This is a genomic window from Streptomyces sp. NPDC102467 (assembly GCF_044765445.1).
In the GTDB taxonomy this organism is placed as follows: domain Bacteria; phylum Actinomycetota; class Actinomycetes; order Streptomycetales; family Streptomycetaceae; genus Streptomyces.
Genome location: NZ_JBIWKA010000007.1, coordinates 441398 through 457676, shown reverse-complemented (window position 1 = coordinate 457676; position 16279 = coordinate 441398). Strand labels below are relative to the sequence as shown.

The 16279-nt window shown below is 72.0% G+C and carries 19 protein-coding genes; 7 read left to right on the top strand and 12 right to left on the bottom strand.

The features are described 5' to 3' along the window. Window positions 1-18: 18 nt before the first annotated feature. Both ACIREE_RS17470 and ACIREE_RS17465 read right to left on the bottom strand, forming a co-directional pair. Entirely contained in the window at window positions 19-903 is an 885-nt protein-coding gene (locus ACIREE_RS17470) for an SDR family NAD(P)-dependent oxidoreductase (RefSeq protein ID WP_404152214.1), read from the bottom strand. Beyond that, window positions 903-1700: an acetoacetate decarboxylase family protein gene (locus ACIREE_RS17465; protein WP_404152211.1), complete on the bottom strand. Its 798-nt coding sequence runs from the start codon at window positions 1698-1700 to the stop codon at window positions 903-905. The genes ACIREE_RS17470 and ACIREE_RS17465 overlap by 1 nt, the downstream gene beginning before the upstream one ends. 133 nt (window positions 1701-1833) lie before the next feature. Between ACIREE_RS17465 and ACIREE_RS17460 the strand changes: the two genes are divergently transcribed. The 6 genes from ACIREE_RS17460 (at window position 1834) to ACIREE_RS17435 (ending at window position 7378) form a co-directional block, all read left to right on the top strand. Next, a complete protein-coding gene (locus ACIREE_RS17460) occupies window positions 1834-2472 on the top strand; it encodes a TetR/AcrR family transcriptional regulator (protein ID WP_404152209.1) in 639 nt (212 codons plus the stop codon). Window positions 2473-2539: 67 nt separating this feature from the next. Next, window positions 2540-3547 (top strand): DEDDh family exonuclease, encoded by a 1008-nt coding sequence (locus ACIREE_RS17455; RefSeq protein ID WP_404152206.1) that lies wholly within the window; start codon window positions 2540-2542, stop codon window positions 3545-3547. 79 nt (window positions 3548-3626) lie between these two features. Further along, window positions 3627-3860 (top strand): hypothetical protein, encoded by a 234-nt coding sequence (locus tag ACIREE_RS17450; RefSeq protein WP_404152203.1) that lies wholly within the window; start codon window positions 3627-3629, stop codon window positions 3858-3860. A gap of 77 nt (window positions 3861-3937) precedes the next feature. Then, window positions 3938-4735 carry an SURF1 family protein gene (locus tag ACIREE_RS17445; protein WP_404152341.1) on the top strand — a complete coding sequence of 266 codons (798 nt, stop codon included), beginning with the start codon at window positions 3938-3940 and terminating at the stop codon, window positions 4733-4735. Window positions 4736-4814: 79 nt separating this feature from the next. Beyond that, entirely contained in the window at window positions 4815-6617 is a 1803-nt protein-coding gene (locus tag ACIREE_RS17440) for a glycoside hydrolase family 15 protein (protein ID WP_404152201.1), read from the top strand. A gap of 5 nt (window positions 6618-6622) precedes the next feature. Beyond that, window positions 6623-7378, top strand: coding sequence for an SDR family oxidoreductase (locus tag ACIREE_RS17435; protein WP_404152199.1), 756 nt, complete (start codon window positions 6623-6625; stop codon window positions 7376-7378). A gap of 58 nt (window positions 7379-7436) precedes the next feature. Here the strand turns inward: ACIREE_RS17435 and amaP are convergent, their stop codons facing one another. Genes amaP through ACIREE_RS17410 form a run of 5 tightly spaced genes read right to left on the bottom strand, consistent with a single transcriptional unit; the run spans window position 7437 to window position 9721 of the window. Then, the gene (gene amaP / locus ACIREE_RS17430) at window positions 7437-8024 is read right to left on the bottom strand and encodes an alkaline shock response membrane anchor protein AmaP (RefSeq protein ID WP_404152196.1); all 588 of its coding nucleotides are present in this window, start codon (window positions 8022-8024) and stop codon (window positions 7437-7439) included. Then, window positions 8021-8677 carry a DUF6286 domain-containing protein gene (locus ACIREE_RS17425; protein ID WP_404152194.1) on the bottom strand — a complete coding sequence of 219 codons (657 nt, stop codon included), beginning with the start codon at window positions 8675-8677 and terminating at the stop codon, window positions 8021-8023. Before ACIREE_RS17425 ends, amaP begins: the two co-directional genes overlap by 4 nt. After that, window positions 8674-9018 carry an Asp23/Gls24 family envelope stress response protein gene (locus tag ACIREE_RS17420; RefSeq protein ID WP_404152191.1) on the bottom strand — a complete coding sequence of 115 codons (345 nt, stop codon included), beginning with the start codon at window positions 9016-9018 and terminating at the stop codon, window positions 8674-8676. The genes ACIREE_RS17425 and ACIREE_RS17420 overlap by 4 nt, the downstream gene beginning before the upstream one ends. A gap of 3 nt (window positions 9019-9021) precedes the next feature. Further along, window positions 9022-9207 carry a hypothetical protein gene (locus ACIREE_RS17415; protein WP_404152189.1) on the bottom strand — a complete coding sequence of 62 codons (186 nt, stop codon included), beginning with the start codon at window positions 9205-9207 and terminating at the stop codon, window positions 9022-9024. 40 nt (window positions 9208-9247) lie between these two features. After that, window positions 9248-9721, bottom strand: coding sequence for an Asp23/Gls24 family envelope stress response protein (locus ACIREE_RS17410; RefSeq protein WP_404152186.1), 474 nt, complete (start codon window positions 9719-9721; stop codon window positions 9248-9250). Window positions 9722-9828: 107 nt separating this feature from the next. Here ACIREE_RS17410 and ACIREE_RS17405 point away from each other — a divergent pair, with 107 nt between their 5' ends. Continuing rightward, complete coding sequence (locus ACIREE_RS17405) at window positions 9829-10596, top strand: nucleopolyhedrovirus P10 family protein (RefSeq protein ID WP_404152183.1); 768 nt, start codon at window positions 9829-9831, stop codon at window positions 10594-10596. A gap of 89 nt (window positions 10597-10685) precedes the next feature. Here ACIREE_RS17405 and ACIREE_RS17400 read toward each other — a convergent pair whose 3' ends face one another. The 5 genes from ACIREE_RS17400 to ACIREE_RS17380 form a co-directional block, all read right to left on the bottom strand. Further along, window positions 10686-11477 (bottom strand): enoyl-CoA hydratase/isomerase family protein, encoded by a 792-nt coding sequence (locus ACIREE_RS17400; RefSeq protein ID WP_404152180.1) that lies wholly within the window; start codon window positions 11475-11477, stop codon window positions 10686-10688. 105 nt (window positions 11478-11582) lie between these two features. Next, on the bottom strand, window positions 11583-11804 hold the full coding sequence (locus ACIREE_RS17395) for a helix-turn-helix domain-containing protein (RefSeq protein WP_324772334.1): 222 nt from the start codon (window positions 11802-11804) through the stop codon (window positions 11583-11585). Window positions 11805-12210: 406 nt separating this feature from the next. Next, window positions 12211-13809, bottom strand: a complete 1599-nt coding sequence (locus ACIREE_RS17390) for an ABC-F family ATP-binding cassette domain-containing protein (RefSeq protein WP_404152177.1) — start codon at window positions 13807-13809, stop codon at window positions 12211-12213. 108 nt (window positions 13810-13917) lie between these two features. Beyond that, window positions 13918-14736, bottom strand: a complete 819-nt coding sequence (locus ACIREE_RS17385; RefSeq protein WP_404152174.1) for a hypothetical protein — start codon at window positions 14734-14736, stop codon at window positions 13918-13920. Between the two features lie 154 nt (window positions 14737-14890). After that, window positions 14891-16279 (bottom strand): hypothetical protein, encoded by a 1389-nt coding sequence (locus tag ACIREE_RS17380; protein ID WP_404152172.1) that lies wholly within the window; start codon window positions 16277-16279, stop codon window positions 14891-14893.

Below are 16279 nucleotides of genomic sequence, written 5' to 3'. Positions count from 1 at the left end.
CGTCCCTCCTCGGAGGAGTCAGTCGAGAATGAAGCTCTCCAGGTACGCCGGGTTCGCCCGGTCCAGCATCGACTGCGACCTGGCCCGGATCTGCCGGTCGCTGTGCTCGCTCTCGGGAAGCAGCCAGAACCGGTCCGCCGCGATGCCCTCCACGACGAGGTCCGCCACCTCCTCCACGGGCGTGAAGGCGACCTCGTGACCGGCCTCCTTCATGGCGGCCTCCCACTGGTCGAGGCTGCGGTAGGGCGTCTTGCGGGGACGCTCCTTCGCGTACTGGTCGGGCCGGTTGCGGTGCGATTCCCACAGGCCCGTGCGCAACATGTGGGGGCCGGGGAAAAGTACGGACGCGCCCACGCGCGCGTGCTCCGCCTTCAGGTGCGCGTACAGCGACTCGGTCATCGTCACGACGGCCGCCTTCGTGACGGCGTACACGGACGCGGTCGGCAGCGGCGCGATGCCGCCGTCCCCGGAGGACGTGTTGACGACGTGTCCGGGCTCACCGCTCGCGATCATGCGCGGCACGAACGCCTGGATGCCGTGGAAGACGCCCCACACGTTGACGGCGAACGCCCACTTCCAGTCGTTGGGTTCGTGGCTCCACATGCGGCCCTCCGCGCCCGAGCCGACGCCCGCGTTGTTGCACAGCACATGGCAGGCACCGAACGTCGCGTACGTGTCCTCGGCCAGCGCCATGACCTGCTCGCGCTCACCGACGTCGACCACGCGCGCGTGCACCGTCGCCCCGCTCGCCCGCAGGCCGTCGGCCGCGCTCTGAAGGGCGCTCTTCTCCACGTCGGCGAGCACGACCTTCAGGCCGTCCGCCGCGAACCGCCGCGCCATGGCGAGCCCGATCCCGCTCGCCGCGCCCGTGACGACGGCGACCTGCCCCGCCTCCGGCCGCATCAGGCGCTCCCCTCGGGCGGGCCGTCGAGGATCTGCTGCGGGTCGTCGTAGCGCTGGTGGATGTAGGGCAGCAGGGCCTGGCCGCTGACGCGCTCGACGACCCTGCCCTTCTGGTCGGTGGTCTTCTCACCGATGGTGATCTCCACGAGGGTGCGGACGGGAAGGTCGGCGACGGGGTCGTACATGGACTCGCGGAGCACGATGTCCCCGGTGATCCGCTCCAGCTTCCTGACCTTCTCGTTGCGTACGCAGTGCACGAGGACCGGATCGGCGTCGAACCCCGAACCGTCCACCGCAGGAAGGAACTTGAAGTAGAAGTCCGTCTTCCGCGACGGCTCCGGCAGGGGCAGGGTCTCGCTGACGGCGCCCCGCACCTCCACGAACTCGATGCCGTGCCGGGCCAGTGCTGCCCGCACCACGAGCCCGTCGCGCTCCACCGTGACGTCACCGAGCTTCTTCGGTTCGCCGAACACCTCACGGCCGCCGATCAGGGCCCGCTCGTGGGTCATCGGCATGACCAGCGGATACCAGCCCGCCACCCCGGCGTGCTCGGCGGCGACCGCGACCGAACCGGCGCCCAGCGGATAGCCCGGCAGGTCGACCTTGCTGATGTTGACCCGGACCAGGGGCCGCGCGGCGGGCTTGAGCGGCGGTGGCAGCACCGCCGCGACCGTGTCCGGGTCGGACTCCCACACGGCGACCACGCCGGTGGACCAGATGTCGGGAAGCTTGCTGCTCGCGGTGCGCGCGGCGGCGATCTCCGCCTCTGTGCGCGCTCCGTACCGTACGCGTGCCATGTCGTACCGCCCTTCGTCCGTGACGTGTCGGGGGTCGTTCGCGTGGCGCCTGTAACACAGTTACACCGGCGGCGATGAAGGGTAAAGACACGTGCACCGGCCGGTACGCAGAAGCCAGGAGAGGGGGCGCGGCATGACGCGCTCACCGCTCACCCGCGACGAGGTGCTCGACGCCGCCGCGGCCCTGGTCAGACAGAGCGGCCCGCAGGCGCTGACGATGCGGGGGCTCGCGGCCGAACTGGGCACGGCCGTCACGTCGATCTACTGGCATGTCGGCAACCGCGAGTCGCTGCTCGACGCCCTCGTGGAGCGCACGGTCGCCGATCTCGGCGAGATCCGGCCGCGCGGCGGCACTCCGCAGGAGCGCGTCGTCTCCGTCGCGCGGGCGCTGCGCCGGCTCCTGCGCGCGCATCCGCACCTGGTGGCGATGGTGCATGAGCGCGGCCTCACCGAGCGCATGTTCCTGCCCGCGCAACAGGCCCTGGTGCACGAGGTGCACGCGGCGGGGCTGCGCGGGGCCCGCGCAGCCGAGGCCGTGCGCGCCGTCCAGTTCCAGGTCGTCGGGCACGTCCTGGTCGAGCGGAACCGGGAGCGGGCGCCCGTACAGCGGCCCGGCGAAGAGGACTTGTGGGCCGAAACGGACACGGCCACGGCCGCCGCCGAGGACGACCGGGCCCTCGCCCGGGCGCTCGCCGCGCCGGTGGATCCGGAGCGTGTCTTCACCACCTCCGTACGGGCGCTGGTGAAGTCCCTCCTGGAGGCGGGCACTTGACCTGGCCGCCGATTTTCGGGCCGGGCGGCGACCGGAGTGTCAGTGACGGCCCGTATCCTCAGGGACCATGCTCGAAGACCGCCCGCCGACGTTCGCGTCCGCAGCCCCCTGGCCGACCGCGTACCCCAAGGGATATGCGGTCGTCGACGTGGAGACCACCGGCCTCTCCAGGGACGACCGGATAATCTCGGCCGCCGTCTACCGTCTCGACGCGCAGGGCGAGGTCGAGGACCACTGGTACACGCTGGTCAACCCGGAGCGTGATCCGGGCCCGGTGTGGATCCACGGCCTGACGACCGACGTCCTGGACGGCGCGCCGCTGTTCCCGGACATCGCGGAGGAGTTCGCCGCGCGGCTCGACGGCCGTGTCCTGGTCGCGCACAACGCGGTCTTCGACTGGTCGATGATCGCCCGCGAGTACGCGCGCGCCCAGCGCACCGCGCCGGTCCGTCAGCGGCTGTGCACCATCGCGCTCTCCAAGGAGCTGGGCCTGCCGCTGCCCAACCACAAGCTGGAGTCACTGGCCGCGCACTTCGGTGTCGTACAGGAGCGCGCGCACCACGCTCTCGACGACGCGCGCGTGCTCGCGGAGGCGTTCCGCCCGAGCCTGCGGGCGGCCGCCGTGGGGAACGTGAGACTGCCGCTCCTGGAGTGCCGCCCTCTCACGGAGTGGTCCGAGCCGTCGGTACCGCGGCAGCCGGCGGCCCCGGGGGTCTCCTACCGGGGTGGGGGCGCGGGCAGTTGGCGCCCTTCCCGTAAGCGGCCGGCGTGCCCTTACCCGAACCCTGGCCGGTACGAACCGGGCAAACCACTCAAGCAGGGCATGCGTGTCGCGTTCTCCGGGGACACCTCGGTCGACCGGGAGCTGCTCGAGGACCGGGCGGTCGAAGCGGGCCTCCATGTGGCGACGAGCCTGTCCCGGCTGACCAGTCTGCTGGTGACCAATGACCCGGACTCGTACACGTCGAAGGTCGTGAAGGCCAAGCAGTTCGGGACGCCGGTGATGGACGAGGCGGCGTTCGGACAGCTGTTGCGCGACGTAGAAGACGCTACGGGCGCGGCGGGCGGGGCCTGAGGGACAGACGGGTGATTTGCGGGGCGACTCGCCCCGCGCCCACTCGCCCGGCGCCGCCCGGACGCCCACCCTGTGGCGCATGGCACGTTGCGAAGTCTGCGGAAACGACTACGGCATGTCGTTCGAGGTCCACGCCCAAGGAGCGGTACACGTCTTCGACTGCTTCTCCTGCGCCATCCACCGCATGGCACCGATCTGTGAGCACTGCCGGTGCCGCATCATCGGGCAGGGCGTCGAGGTCGACGGGCGCTGGTTCTGCGGGGCGCACTGTTCCCGCGCGGAGGGGAAGGTGGGCATCGTCGACAACGTCTGACCCTTACCTGGGCCCGTCCACCCCAACCGGGCGCACCCCCCTGAAAACACCCCATGACCGAGCGGTACCGTCATGGGGTGTACCGCTTCCTGTTGACCCGGCAGTGGGTGATCCTCACCCTGGTCGCTCTCGTCCTCATCCCCACGATGATCCGGCTGGGCATCTGGCAGATGCACCGCTACGAGGAGCGCGCCGCACGGAACCAGCTGGTCACCGACGCCCTCAAGGCGAAGCCCGCGCCGGTGGAGGGGCTGACGAGGTCGGGGCACACCGTCACCAGCAGAGAGCGCTACCACTCCGTGACGGCGAAGGGCCGCTTCGACACCGACGACGAGGTCGTCGTGCGCCGCCGCGTCAACTCCAACGAAGAGGTCGGCTACCACGTCCTGACCCCGTTCGTCCTGGACGACGGCAAGGTGGTCCTGATCAACCGGGGCTGGATCCCGGACGACGACACCGATCAGTCCACCTTCCCCAAGATCCCGGCACCGCCCCGCGGCGAGGTCACCGTCACCGGGCGCCTGATGCCCGACGAGACGACCGCGGCGAGCGGCATCAAGAACCTCGAAGGCCTGCCCGACCGGCAGATCATGCTGGTCAACAGCGAGCAGCAGGCCAAGCGGCTCGGCAAGGAGGTGCTCGGCGGCTACGTCGCGCAGACCGCCCCCGAGCCCAAGGGCGACACCCCGGAGCTGATGGGCAAGCCCGGCATGGAGGACTCCGCGCTGAACTACGCGTACGCGTACCAGTGGTGGCTGTTCTCCGCGGCCGTACCGGCCGGCTGGGTGATCCTGGTCCGGCGCGAACTGCGCGATCGGCGCAGGAAGGCGGAGTCCGAGCAGGCGGCGCGGGACACCACGCCGGCCGCGGTCTGAGCCCCTCCTGCCTCACTTTTCCTCACTCGCCCGGTCCCGTCCTGGATTGCCGCACCGGGGCGCCGGGAACTCGCTCCGCGTGCACCCACATATCGAGGACTACGCCCTCATCGGCGACGAACAGACCGCGGCTCTGGTCGGACGGGACGGCTCCGTCGACTGGCTCTGCCTGCCGCGGTTCGACTCACCCGCCTGCTTCGCCGCGCTGCTCGGCGACGAGGAGAACGGCCACTGGCGGCTCGCCCCCAAGAACCTCAAGGACGGCGAGACCTGTACGCGCCGCGCGTACCGGCCCGGCTCCCTGATCCTCGACACGGAGTGGGAGAGCGACGAAGGCCACATCCGGGTCACCGACTTCATGCCGCAGCGCGACAAGGCACCCGATCTTGTACGGATCGTCGAGGGGATCAGCGGCCGCGTCACCGTCCGCGGCACCCTGCGGCTGCGGTTCGACTACGGCCACGTCGTGCCCTGGGTGCGGCGCTGCGACGGGCACCGGGTCGCCGTCGCGGGCCCGGACGCGGCGTGGCTGCGCAGCGAGCCCGAGGTGCACACCTGGGGCGAGGCCTTCGGCACCCACTCCGAGTTCACCGTCGAGGCGGGCGAGACGGTCGCCTTCGTGCTGACCTGGCACCCCTCGCACGAACCGCGCCCCGACCTCATCGACCCGCACGAGTCGCTGCGGCACAGCCTCGCCGACTGGCAGGCGTGGGCGGACCGGTGCTGCTACGAGGGCCCCCACCGGGAGGCCGTCCTGCGCTCCCTGCTGACTCTGAAGGCACTCACCTACGCGCCGACCGGCGGCATGGTCGCCGCGCCCACCACCTCGCTGCCGGAGGAGATCGGTGGCGTACGGAACTGGGACTACCGCTACTGCTGGCTGCGCGACGCCACCCTCACCCTGAACGCGCTGGTCTCCGCCGGATATCTGGACGAGGCCGAGGCCTGGCGCGACTGGCTGGTGCGCGCGGCCGCCGGTGACCCCGCGAAGCTGCAGATCATGTACGGCCTCGCGGGCGAGCGCCGACTGCCCGAGCAGGACCTGACCTGGCTGGACGGATTCCGTGGTTCACGCCCCGTACGCAGCGGGAACGACGCCGTGCAGCAGTTGCAGCTCGATGTGTACGGCGAGGTCGTCGACTCCCTCGCGCTGGCCCGCCACGCGGGTCTGCACGACAAGCCCCACGTCTGGCAGCTGCAGTTGGCGCTCCTGGACTTCCTGCACGACGCGTGGCGCGAGCCCGACGAAGGGCTGTGGGAGGTGCGCGGGCCGCGCCGCCACTTCGTCCACTCGAAGGTCATGACCTGGGTCGCGGCCGACCGCACCGTACGCGCCCTGGAGGACCATCCGGAGCTGCCCGGCGACCTCGACCGGCTGCGCAAGCTGCGGGACACCATCCATCAGGATGTGTGCGAGCGCGGCTACGACGCCGAGCGGGGCACCTTCACGCAGGCGTACGGCTCGACCGAACTCGACGCGGCGACCCTGCTCATCCCGCGCGTGGGTTTCCTGCCGCCGGACGACCCACGGGTGATCGGCACCGTCGACGCGGTCCGCAGAGAACTGGCGCGGGACGGTTTCGTACGCCGCTACAGCACGGACCACAACTCCGTCGACGGCCTGCCGGGACAGGAAGGGGCGTTCCTCGTCTGTTCGTTCTGGCTGGCGGACGCGCTGCACATGACGAGGCGCACGAAGGAGGCGCGCGAGCTGTTCGAGCGGCTCGTGGCGCTCCGCAACGACGTGGGGCTGCTCGCCGAGGAGTACGACCCCCGGGCGGGCCACCAGCTCGGCAACTTCCCGCAGGCGTTCAGCCATATCGGCCTGGTGACCAGCGCGCTGACCCTGTTCGGCACCACCGGCACCGGAGAGGCAGGATAGGAACCATGGATCTTGGACTGAAAGACCGTGTCTACGTAGTCACCGGCGCCACCCGTGGCCTCGGCAACGCCGCCGCGCGTGAACTCGTCGCCGACGGCGCGAAGGTCGTCATCACCGGGCGCGACGAGCAGACGGTCAAGGACGCGGCGGCCGCGCTCGGCCCGAACGCGCTGGGCGTCGCCGTCGACAACGCCGATCCGCAGGTCGCGGAGCGGGTGATCGGCGTCGCCCGACAGGAGTTCGGCGGGTTCGACGGGATTCTCGTCAGCGTGGGCGGGCCCGCGCCCGGCTTCGTCGCGGACAACACGGACGAGCAGTGGCAGTCCGCGTTCGAGTCGGTGTTCCTCGGTGCGGTACGGCTCGCGCGGGCCGCGGCGGCCGAGCTCGGCGAGGGCGGCGTCATCGGCTTCGTGCTCTCCGGCTCCGTGCACGAGCCGATCCCGGGACTGACCATCTCGAACGGACTGCGGCCCGGCCTCGCCGGGTTCGCCAAGTCCCTCGCGGACGAGCTGGGCCCGCACGGGATCCGTGTGGTGGGGCTGCTGCCCGCCCGCATCGACACGGACCGCGTCCGCGAGCTGGACGGGATGTCGGCCGACCCGACGGCGACCCGGGTGGCCAACGAGTCGCGGATTCCACTGCGGCGCTACGGCACCCCGGCCGAGTTCGGCCGGGCCGCCGCGTTCTTCCTGTCGCCTGCCGCCTCGTACCTGACCGGGGTCATGCTGCCGGTCGACGGCGGCTTCCGGCACGGCTTCTGAGCGTGCCTGAGCCCTGAGGAACCCTTGCGGAGAAGGGCGCCTCAGGGCTCAGTCGCTCTCAACTCACCCTCTCCGCGCGGTGCTTGACCGCCCGCAGTCGGACCTCGGCGGGCAGTGACTCCAGGCCCGCCGAGTCCCTCGCCTGTGCCAGCGCGCCGTCGCCGAGCTGCCGCAGGGCGTCGCCGGGCGCGGCGTGCGGTTCCAGGGTGAGGTTCATCCTGGCCCGTGGCGTCGAGCGGCGGCCGGTCAGGACAGCGCCCGCGTGGTCCACGCCGTCCAGTTCCTCTGCCCCGCTCACCAGCACGCTCTCCAGGGCCCGGCCGCGCACCAGCGCGCCCTCGCCGTCCCCTGTGTCGACGAGCACCTCGGTCAGGCGGCGGCGCCGGAACTGCGCCACCAGCCACCACAGCGCGAGCAGCACCAGGACGCCGAGCACGGCGATCACCACCGGCCACCACCAGCCCTCGTCGCGCCAGCGCTGCCGGTCCGCGACGCCGAGCAGGACGTCCTTGCGACTCTCGTAGATCCACCACGAAGGAGGCTTCGCGCCGAGGCCGACGGCGAGCACCGAGCCGCCGCCGGCCACCAGGACGAGGCCGAGCAGACCGAGCACGATCCGGTTCACGGTTCTGAGCACGTCCCTCATCCCTTCTTCCCAGGCCGTGCCACGCGCACCACGAGCTTGGGGTCTCTGTCGATCCCGAGCCCCCTGATGCCGTCGCCCAGCGCGGAGTCCAAGTCGGCCCGTACGTCGTCGAGTTCACGGAAGTGCGAGACCGCCCGCACATCCGCCTTGGAGCGCTTCATACGGACGCGTACGGACTGCACGCCCGACACCTCCATGGCCCGGTCGCGCAGCACCATCGCGGCGGCGTCCCGGTGCAGTCCCGCCCGCATGTCGGGGTGGGCGGGGCGCATCGGCAGGAGACCGCGCAGCCCGGGGGTCACCGCGAGGAGCAGCAGCCAGAGGCCGAGTGCGGCGGCGATACCCGCACCGACCAGGACGCCGGTGTTCTCCAGCGGCCGTTCGGCGAGTTCCCGGGCGAGGCTGCGCCGCCACTGCATGGCCGGGCGTCCGGAACGTACCGACGCGACATCGTAGAGCAGGATGCCCACCGCGCCGAGGAGCACCAGCGCGGCCAGCGCCGCCGGGATGCGGCGGGCCGACCAGAAGCGGCCGGGTTTCTTCTGGCCGTCCAGGGTGGGGTGCGCCGCGTGGGACGCGGTGGGTGCCGACCGGTCGTCCGGGTCTTCCCCGGAACGCTCGATGACGGGCAACCGCTGGGTTGGTTCGCTCACCGGATCCTCCCCCGGGCCGTCGCACCCGACCGGGCCGGATGCAGCCGTTCCACCTGGACAGCCACCTCCGGCACCTCCATTCCCGCCAACGTCCGCACCCGCTCCGCGACTTGACGGCGTACGGCGCCGCACTGGGTGCCGATGTCCGCCGGGTAGTCCAGCTCCAGGCTGATGCGGACGCGAGCGGTGTCGTGGTGCACGGTGACCGTGGCATGCGGCGGCGCCCCGTCGTCCGGGACGGCGTCCAGTGCCTCACGTGCCGCGTACGCGGCGATCTTCGCGACGACCCGGTCGGCGATCCGGGTCGCGCCGCGCTCGGCGGGCGCGACCTGTGCCGCCACGGGTCACCGCCGCCGGTCGCCGCGCGAGCGGAAGAACTCGCCGGGTTCGAGGTCCCCTTCGAGGAACCGGCCGGCCACGAAGCCGATGGCGCCGAGCGCCGCCACCAGCACGAACGCCCCGAAGCCGCCGAAATATCCGGCGAATCCGAGGGCCATGCCGGCGATCATTCCGATCACGGCCAGATTCATCGTGCGCTCCTCTTGCCTACGCTGCGTACGGATCCGGTGCTCACTGGAGCCGCGATTCCTGCTCGTCGTCGTCCTCGTCGTCCGGCAGCTTCACGTCGCTGACGGCGATGTTCACCTCGACGACCTCGAGCCCGGTCATGCGCTCGACGGCCACGATGACGTTCTCCCGCACAGCGCGTGCGGTGTCGGTGATCGACACGCCGTATTCGACGACGATCTCCAGATCGAGCGCCGTCTGTACCTCACCGACCTCGGCCTTCACGCCGCGCGACACGGACTTGCTGCCGCCGGGCACCTTGTCGCGCACGGCGCCGAAGGTCCGCGACAGGCCGCTGCCCATCGCGTGGACGCCGTCCACGTCGCGGGCCGCGAGACCGGCGATCTTCTCGACGACGCCGTCGGCGATGGTGGTCCGTCCCCGGCTCGCGGGGTCGCCTCCGCCTCGCTTGGTCACGTTGGTCCTGCCGGCGGTGGCCGCGGGCATGTCGCCGGGCTTCTGCGTGGTGTCGCTCATCGGGGCCGTCCCCTCTATGAGGTGTAACTCGGTGGGATGGTGCCTTCTTTTGCCCACATTAAGTGCGGTTACCTCGTCCCGCGCCCGGGATGGGGCAGCCTGGGGCAATGACGGTAGACCGATGGGCACAGGCGGTACGGCAACAGCTGGGGATCGGCAGGCTGCTGCCGTTGGGCGGGCCGGGTGACGGGGCGTGGATCGTGGAGCCCGCCGCGCAGGAGGTGCTGCGCCGGGCGGTGGCCGGGGTGCGCGGCGTGCGCCTGGGTTCGGTGCGGCTGTCGCCGGCCGACCCCGACGGGGAGTACGAGTCCGTGGTGCCCGCCCCGCCGAGCGCGCTGCCGCCGGGGCCGTTGCGGATCGTGGCGGAGTGCGCGGCGACGGCCGACGAGCCGCTGCCGTCGGCCACCGCCCGGCTGCGCGCGGCGCTCTCCCGGGCGGCGGACGAAGGCCTCGGCCTGGTGGTGACGGAGGTGGATCTCCAGGTCACGGCGTTGCTGGAGGCCGAGGCGGGGACGGATCCCGCCCCCGAGAAGGAGACGGAACCGGGGTCGACCGAGACGCCGGCGCCCCTGTCGGGCGACGAGGGGCGCGCGGCGCAGGCGGCGCTGGCCGTGCCCGGTGTGGCCTGGCTGACGGGCGCCCTGGGCGGTCGGGGCCGCGCCATCCACCTGGAGGAGCAGGCGGGCGGGGCAGCGCTGCCGCGGCGTCATGTGCGGGTGGAGCTGGCGGTGTCGGACGGGGCCCGCGCCCTCGATGTCACGCAGGCGGTCCGACGCTCCGTGACGGCGGCGCTCCCCGACGCCCCGACCGTCGCGGTGCTGATCACGGATATCGCGCCGCGAACGGCGGGTGGCGCGACAACCTCGCGGGACTGACCCGAACGAGGGAACTCGGCCCGAACGGAGGGAACTCGGCCCGAACGAAGGAACTCGGCCCGAAATATCGCGGGTCCCCGGCCCGGAATTCAGTCGCCGAGGCCGGCCAGGTCACGCAGGCGCCGCCCCTGGGCGGCGCGCTCGGCCGCGCGCTGCTCGTCCAGCGTGCGGCCGCCCACCCCCTGCAACAGCGCCTTGGTCTCGATCACGGCGTCCCGCGGAGCGGCGAGCAGCGCCGCGACCAGGTCCTGCGTCGCGGCGTCCACCTGGTCGGCGGGCACGGCGACATTGGCCAGGCCGCAGGCCACGGCCTCCTCGGCCCGGACGTAACGCCCGGTGACACAGATCTCCACCGCCCGCGCGTATCCGACGAGCGAGACGAGCGGGTGCGTACCGGTGAGGTCGGGGACGAGCCCGAGGCTGGTCTCGCGCATGGAGAACTGCACGTCGTCGGCGACGACGCGCAGGTCGCACGAGAGGGCGAGCTGAAAGCCCGCGCCGATCGCATGCCCCTGGACCGCGGCGACGGAGAGGATGTCGCCGCGCCGCAGCCAGGTGAAGGCGGATTGGTACTCGGCGATCGTGGAGTCGAGAAACTCCTCGCCGCCGCGTGCCATCTCGATGAAGGACGGCTCGCCGTCGAAACCCTCGGGCGTGAACGCCTGACGGTCGAGGCCCGCGGAGAAGGACTTGCCTTCGGCGCGCACCACCACGACCCGCACGGAACCCGGCAGGGACCTCCCGGCCTCGGCCAACGCCCGCCACAGAGCGGGACTTTGGGCGTTGCGCTTGTCCGGGTTGGTCAGGGACACCGTGGCGATCGCGTCGTCGACGGTGAGCCGGACGCCGTCCTTGTCGAGCAGCGGTGCGGGCGTGGTCATCTGGACCTCCGAGTCTGCGCGGTCATAAGTGACTGCACAGTAACCACCCGGCCGATCAGTAGACCGACCGGGTGGTCACCGAAGGAAACAACGAGCCAGGTCGCGTCAGTTCGCCGCGGCCTTCTTGCCTCGTGTGGCCCCGCCGCGACCTCGCAGCGTGACCCCGGACTCGCTCAGCATCCGGTGCACGAAGCCATACGAGCGACCGGTCTCTTCGGCCAGCGCCCGGATGCTCGCACCGGAGTCGTACTTTTTCTTCAGGTCTGCCGCGAGCTTGTCGCGCGCGGCGCCGGTTACCCGGCTGCCCTTCTTCAGAGTCTCGGCCACCCGTGCCTCCTCGTGGGAAGTGCGCTCTGGAATTCCCATGATCACCCCTTGCGGCGTTCCTGGCCACCCATTCGGCAAGGTCCGTAGGCGCTCAATTCCTGGTGGCAAGGGTGTCCACACGAGTGGAATTCAAAATTCCGGACGCCTCACGCGGCGCCCGGAACCCCCCGTATCGAAGAACCGGCAGGTCAGCGATGCCCCGAGCGCCGCAAGGCCGCCGAAGCCCGGACCGCGGAAAAATCCGTGTATGACACACCGCGGTACGAGGCGATCTCACTCAGATGAGGGATCACGGATCGGCCGAATGATCCATACCGAGTGGATCAATCATTCGATCACGCCGTGCTGACGCGTCCGAAGCGGGCACGAAACGGGCAGCCGGGGCCCGAAACGGGCCCTCGCCACGTCAGGCCAGGGCGACCAGGTCCGCGTAGCCCTGGCCCCACAGGTCCTCGACACCGTCCGGGAGCAGGATGATGCGCTCCGGCTGGAGCGCCTCGACGGCGCCCTCGTCGTGCGTGACGAGGACGACCGCGCCCTTGTACGTGCGCAGCGCGCCGAGGATCTCCTCGCGGCTGGCGGGGTCGAGGTTGTTCGTGGGCTCGTCGAGGAGCAGCACGTTCGCGGACGAGACCACCAGCGTCGCGAGCGCGAGACGGGTCTTCTCGCCGCCGGAGAGGACCCCGGCCGGCTTGTCGACGTCGTCACCCGAGAAGAGGAACGAGCCGAGCGTCTTGCGCACCTGGATCAGGTCGAGGTCGGGGGCCGCGGAGCGCATGTTCTCCAGGACCGTGCGCTCCGGGTCGAGCGTCTCGTGCTCCTGCGCGTAGTAGCCGAGCTTGAGGCCGTGCCCCTCGATGACCTGCCCGGTGTCGGGCTTCTCGGCGCCGCCGAGGAGCTTGAGCAGGGTCGTCTTGCCCGCACCGTTGAGACCGAGAATGACGACCCTCGACCCCTTGTCGATGGCCAGGTCGACGTCGGTGAAGATCTCCAGCGAGCCGTACGACTTCGAGAGGCCCTCGGCCATCAGCGGCGTCTTGCCGCACGGCGAGGGATCGGGGAAGCGCAGCTTGGCGACCTTGTCGGACTGGCGCACGTCCTCCAGACCGGCGAGGAGCTTGTCGGCGCGCTTGGCCATGTTCTGCGCGGCCACCGTCTTGGTGGCCTTGGCGCGCATCTTGTCGGCCTGCGCGTGCAGCGTGGAGGCCTTCTTCTCGGCGTTCTGGCGCTCGCGCTTGCGGCGCTTCTCGTCCGCCTCGCGCTGCTGCTGGTAGAGCTTCCAGCCCATGTTGTAGACGTCGATCTGGGAGCGGTTGGCGTCCAGGTAGAAGACCTTGTTGACGACCGTCTCGACGAGCTCGACATCGTGGGAGATCACGATGAAGCCGCCGCTGTACGACTTGAGGTAGTCGCGCAGCCACACGATCGAGTCGGCGTCAAGGTGGTTGGTCGGCTCGTCGAGGAGCAGGGTGTCCGCGTCGGAGAAGAGGATGCGGGCCAGCTCGACACGGCGCCGCTGACCACCGGAGAGCGTGTGCAGCGGCTGGCCGAGGACCCGGTCGGGCAGGTTCAGCGCGGCCGCGATGGTGGCGGCCTCCGCCTCGGCGGCGTACCCGCCCTTCGTGAGGAACTCGGTCTCCTGGCGCTCGTACTGCTTGAGCGCCTTGGTCTGGGTGGCGCCCGTGCCGGTCGCGATGCGCTGCTCGTTCTCGCGCATCTTGCGCATCAGGCTGTCGAGGCCGCGCGCGGACAGGATGCGGTCGCGGGCCAGGACGTCGAGGTCGCCGGTGCGCGGGTCCTGCGGCAGATAGCCGACCTCGCCGGAGCGGGAGATGGTGCCGCCGGCCGGGATGCCTTCACCGGCGAGGCACTTGGTCAGGGTGGTCTTGCCCGCCCCGTTACGGCCGACCAGGCCGATGCGGTCGCCCTTGGCGACACGGAAAGAGGCGTTCTCGATGAGGATGCGGGCGCCGGCGCGCAGTTCGATACCGGATGCGGTGATCACGGGGGTTACTCCAGGACAGGGTTAACGGCTGATTGACAAGACGGGGCCAGGGCGAGGGCCGGTCGGCGCCGCTAAACCACCCAGAGGGGAAACGTCATACGAGCCAGTTTAACGGTGGGATGCAAACGGATTCGCCGGGGCCGTGGACGGGCCTGTGTCGGCTGTGCCCGGCAGCTCGTTGCCCAGGGGTGTACGGCGGGGCACGATCCTGCCGAGGCCGTCCACGGCCACGATCCGCTCGCTCCACGCCACCGTGTCGTCGGCGCAGGGCTGGGCGACCAGCAGAGCGGATGCCCGCCTTACGTAAGTGGCCGGTTCGAACGCGCAGCCCGCGCGCGCGGGCAGCACCCAGCGCAGGTCGCCGTCCGCGGCGCGGTACGCGGCGATGCGGTGCGGCGTGATGACGGCGAGCATCCGGCCGCCGGGGTCGAGCGGCTGCAGGACCCCCGCTCCGTCGTGCGCGCCCGGCGTGCGCAGCCAGGCAGCGGCGCCCGGGATCGCCCGGTGCCAGCGCACGGTGCGCCCCTGGGCGCCCTCGGTGTCGGTGACCATGCCGTCGCTCCACAGCGCGAGCGCCTGCCCCGGCGCGGCCAGCACGGCGAGCGGACGGCGCCCTTCGCGGGTGTGCCGCCAGCGCACGGCGGTGTCGTACGCCTCGACCGCCGCGCCTCTCGTACGCAGCCGGAGAGCGCCTGGCGCGGGGTCCGCGGCCACGCGCGCGTAGCGGGTGAGGTGGTCCCCGAAGGGAGCCGGACGGACGTGATGGGCGGCGGCGATCAGGGGCAGGACGAGGAGCGCGGCGGCGAGCGGCCGAAGGAGGGCCCTGCGGGGGCGGCGGGGCGCGGGCTCCGGGTGCGGAAGCGGCGGCCGGGCGGTCCGCCGTGCGGGGACCGCCTCTGTCGTCACGTCGAGCGGTACGACCGCCATCACCCGCCCCCTCCTCACCGCCAGGCACAAATCAAGCGCAGAGCGTAGCGGCGGGCGGGAGCGAGAAGGTTCGCGGACGGCGGTGACACGGCGGGGGCGCCGGCACCCTCCCCCGTTCGGCCCTGGGATGGGGGCCCGATGCGCGCCCCTGGGGTCAGGCCCCGCCCGTGTGGACCTGGAACGCCGCCCGGCGTACCGCCTTCGCGAGGGCCGGGTCGGGGTGCGCGGCCGCCAGGGCGACCAGGACCTGGACGGTTCGGGGGTGGCCGACGGCACGGACCTCTTCGATCAGCGCGGGCACGGTCGGCTGCACCGCGGACTCCAAGTGCCGTACGAGCAGGGGCGCTTCGCCGTGGTCCGCGACGGCCGCTGCCGTGTCGACCCAGAGCCAGGTGGCCTCTTCGCGGGTGAGGACCGTGTGCACGTCCTCGGGGTCGGCGCCCTCGTACTCGGCCAGCCACAGCAGGGCATAGGCGCGCAGGCCCGGCTCTTCGGCGCAGCGGCGCACCTCGGGCTCGGCCGGCGCGCCGACGACCCGCAGCGCCTCGAAGGCGAGGCCGCGCAGCAGCGCGTCCTCACCGCGGGCGGCGTAGAGGAGTTCGGTGACAGCGTTGCCGACGTCGCGGGCGGCGAGCCAGGCGCGGTACTCGGCGCGGGCCGCGTTCGGGCGCAGGCGGGCGCAGCCGCGCAGCATGTCCTCGGCGGACACCTCGATGTTCCCGGCCGGGGACTGGGCGGCGACGCAGATCTGCTCCAGCTTGACCCAGACCGCCCAACTGCCCAGCGGCGTAAGTATGGCGGCCTCGTCGGCGTACGTCAGGGCGCCGACCGAGGCCAGGCCCGCGAGGGACCAGTCGAGCAGGGGGAGCAGCGGGGTGTCCTCGGGCGGCACCGGCTCGGGCCGCGGCCCGTACGGGATCTCGCAGCGCTCCGTGCGCAGTTCGGTGACGCGCTGGTCGAGGAGGTCGAGGAGCTGGGCGGCCGGGACGGGGCCTGCCATCAGCTGGCAGAAGGAGAGCAACTGCGGTACGGCTTCGATGACTTCGGCCACGGCGGCGGGCTCGAGGGAGTCCGGCGCCGGGTGGACGAGGGACCAGGCGTCGAACAGGGCGACCCAGCCGCGCAGCACGGCCGTGTCGTCGCGGTCCCAGACGCGCAGCCGCCAGCCGGGCCGGGCGATGTCGCCGTGCACCTCGACGAGGCCGGCCAGCCGCGCGGTGTCCCAGTCGGCGCGGACCTGGCCGACGGTCAGGCCCAGATCGGCGGCGGCGCGGCGCGCGGTGGCGTCCGAGAGGGTGCCCTTGCCGTCGTCCGTGCCGGTGCCGTTGCCGGCGCTCAGCGTGGAGTCCGCCCAGCGCGCCACACGGACGGCCGCGGCGAGGCCCTGCCGGGCGGCGCGGGCGAGCTCGGCGGGCGGCGGGGTGCCCTCCGGCGGGCGCGGCGCGGGCCGCCGGACCGCTGCGCGGGGGGCGGCGGCGGCCAGGGGCTGGCGGCGCGGGCCGACGAGTCGGAGTCTGGAGTCGCGCGGGGTACGGGACGTCAC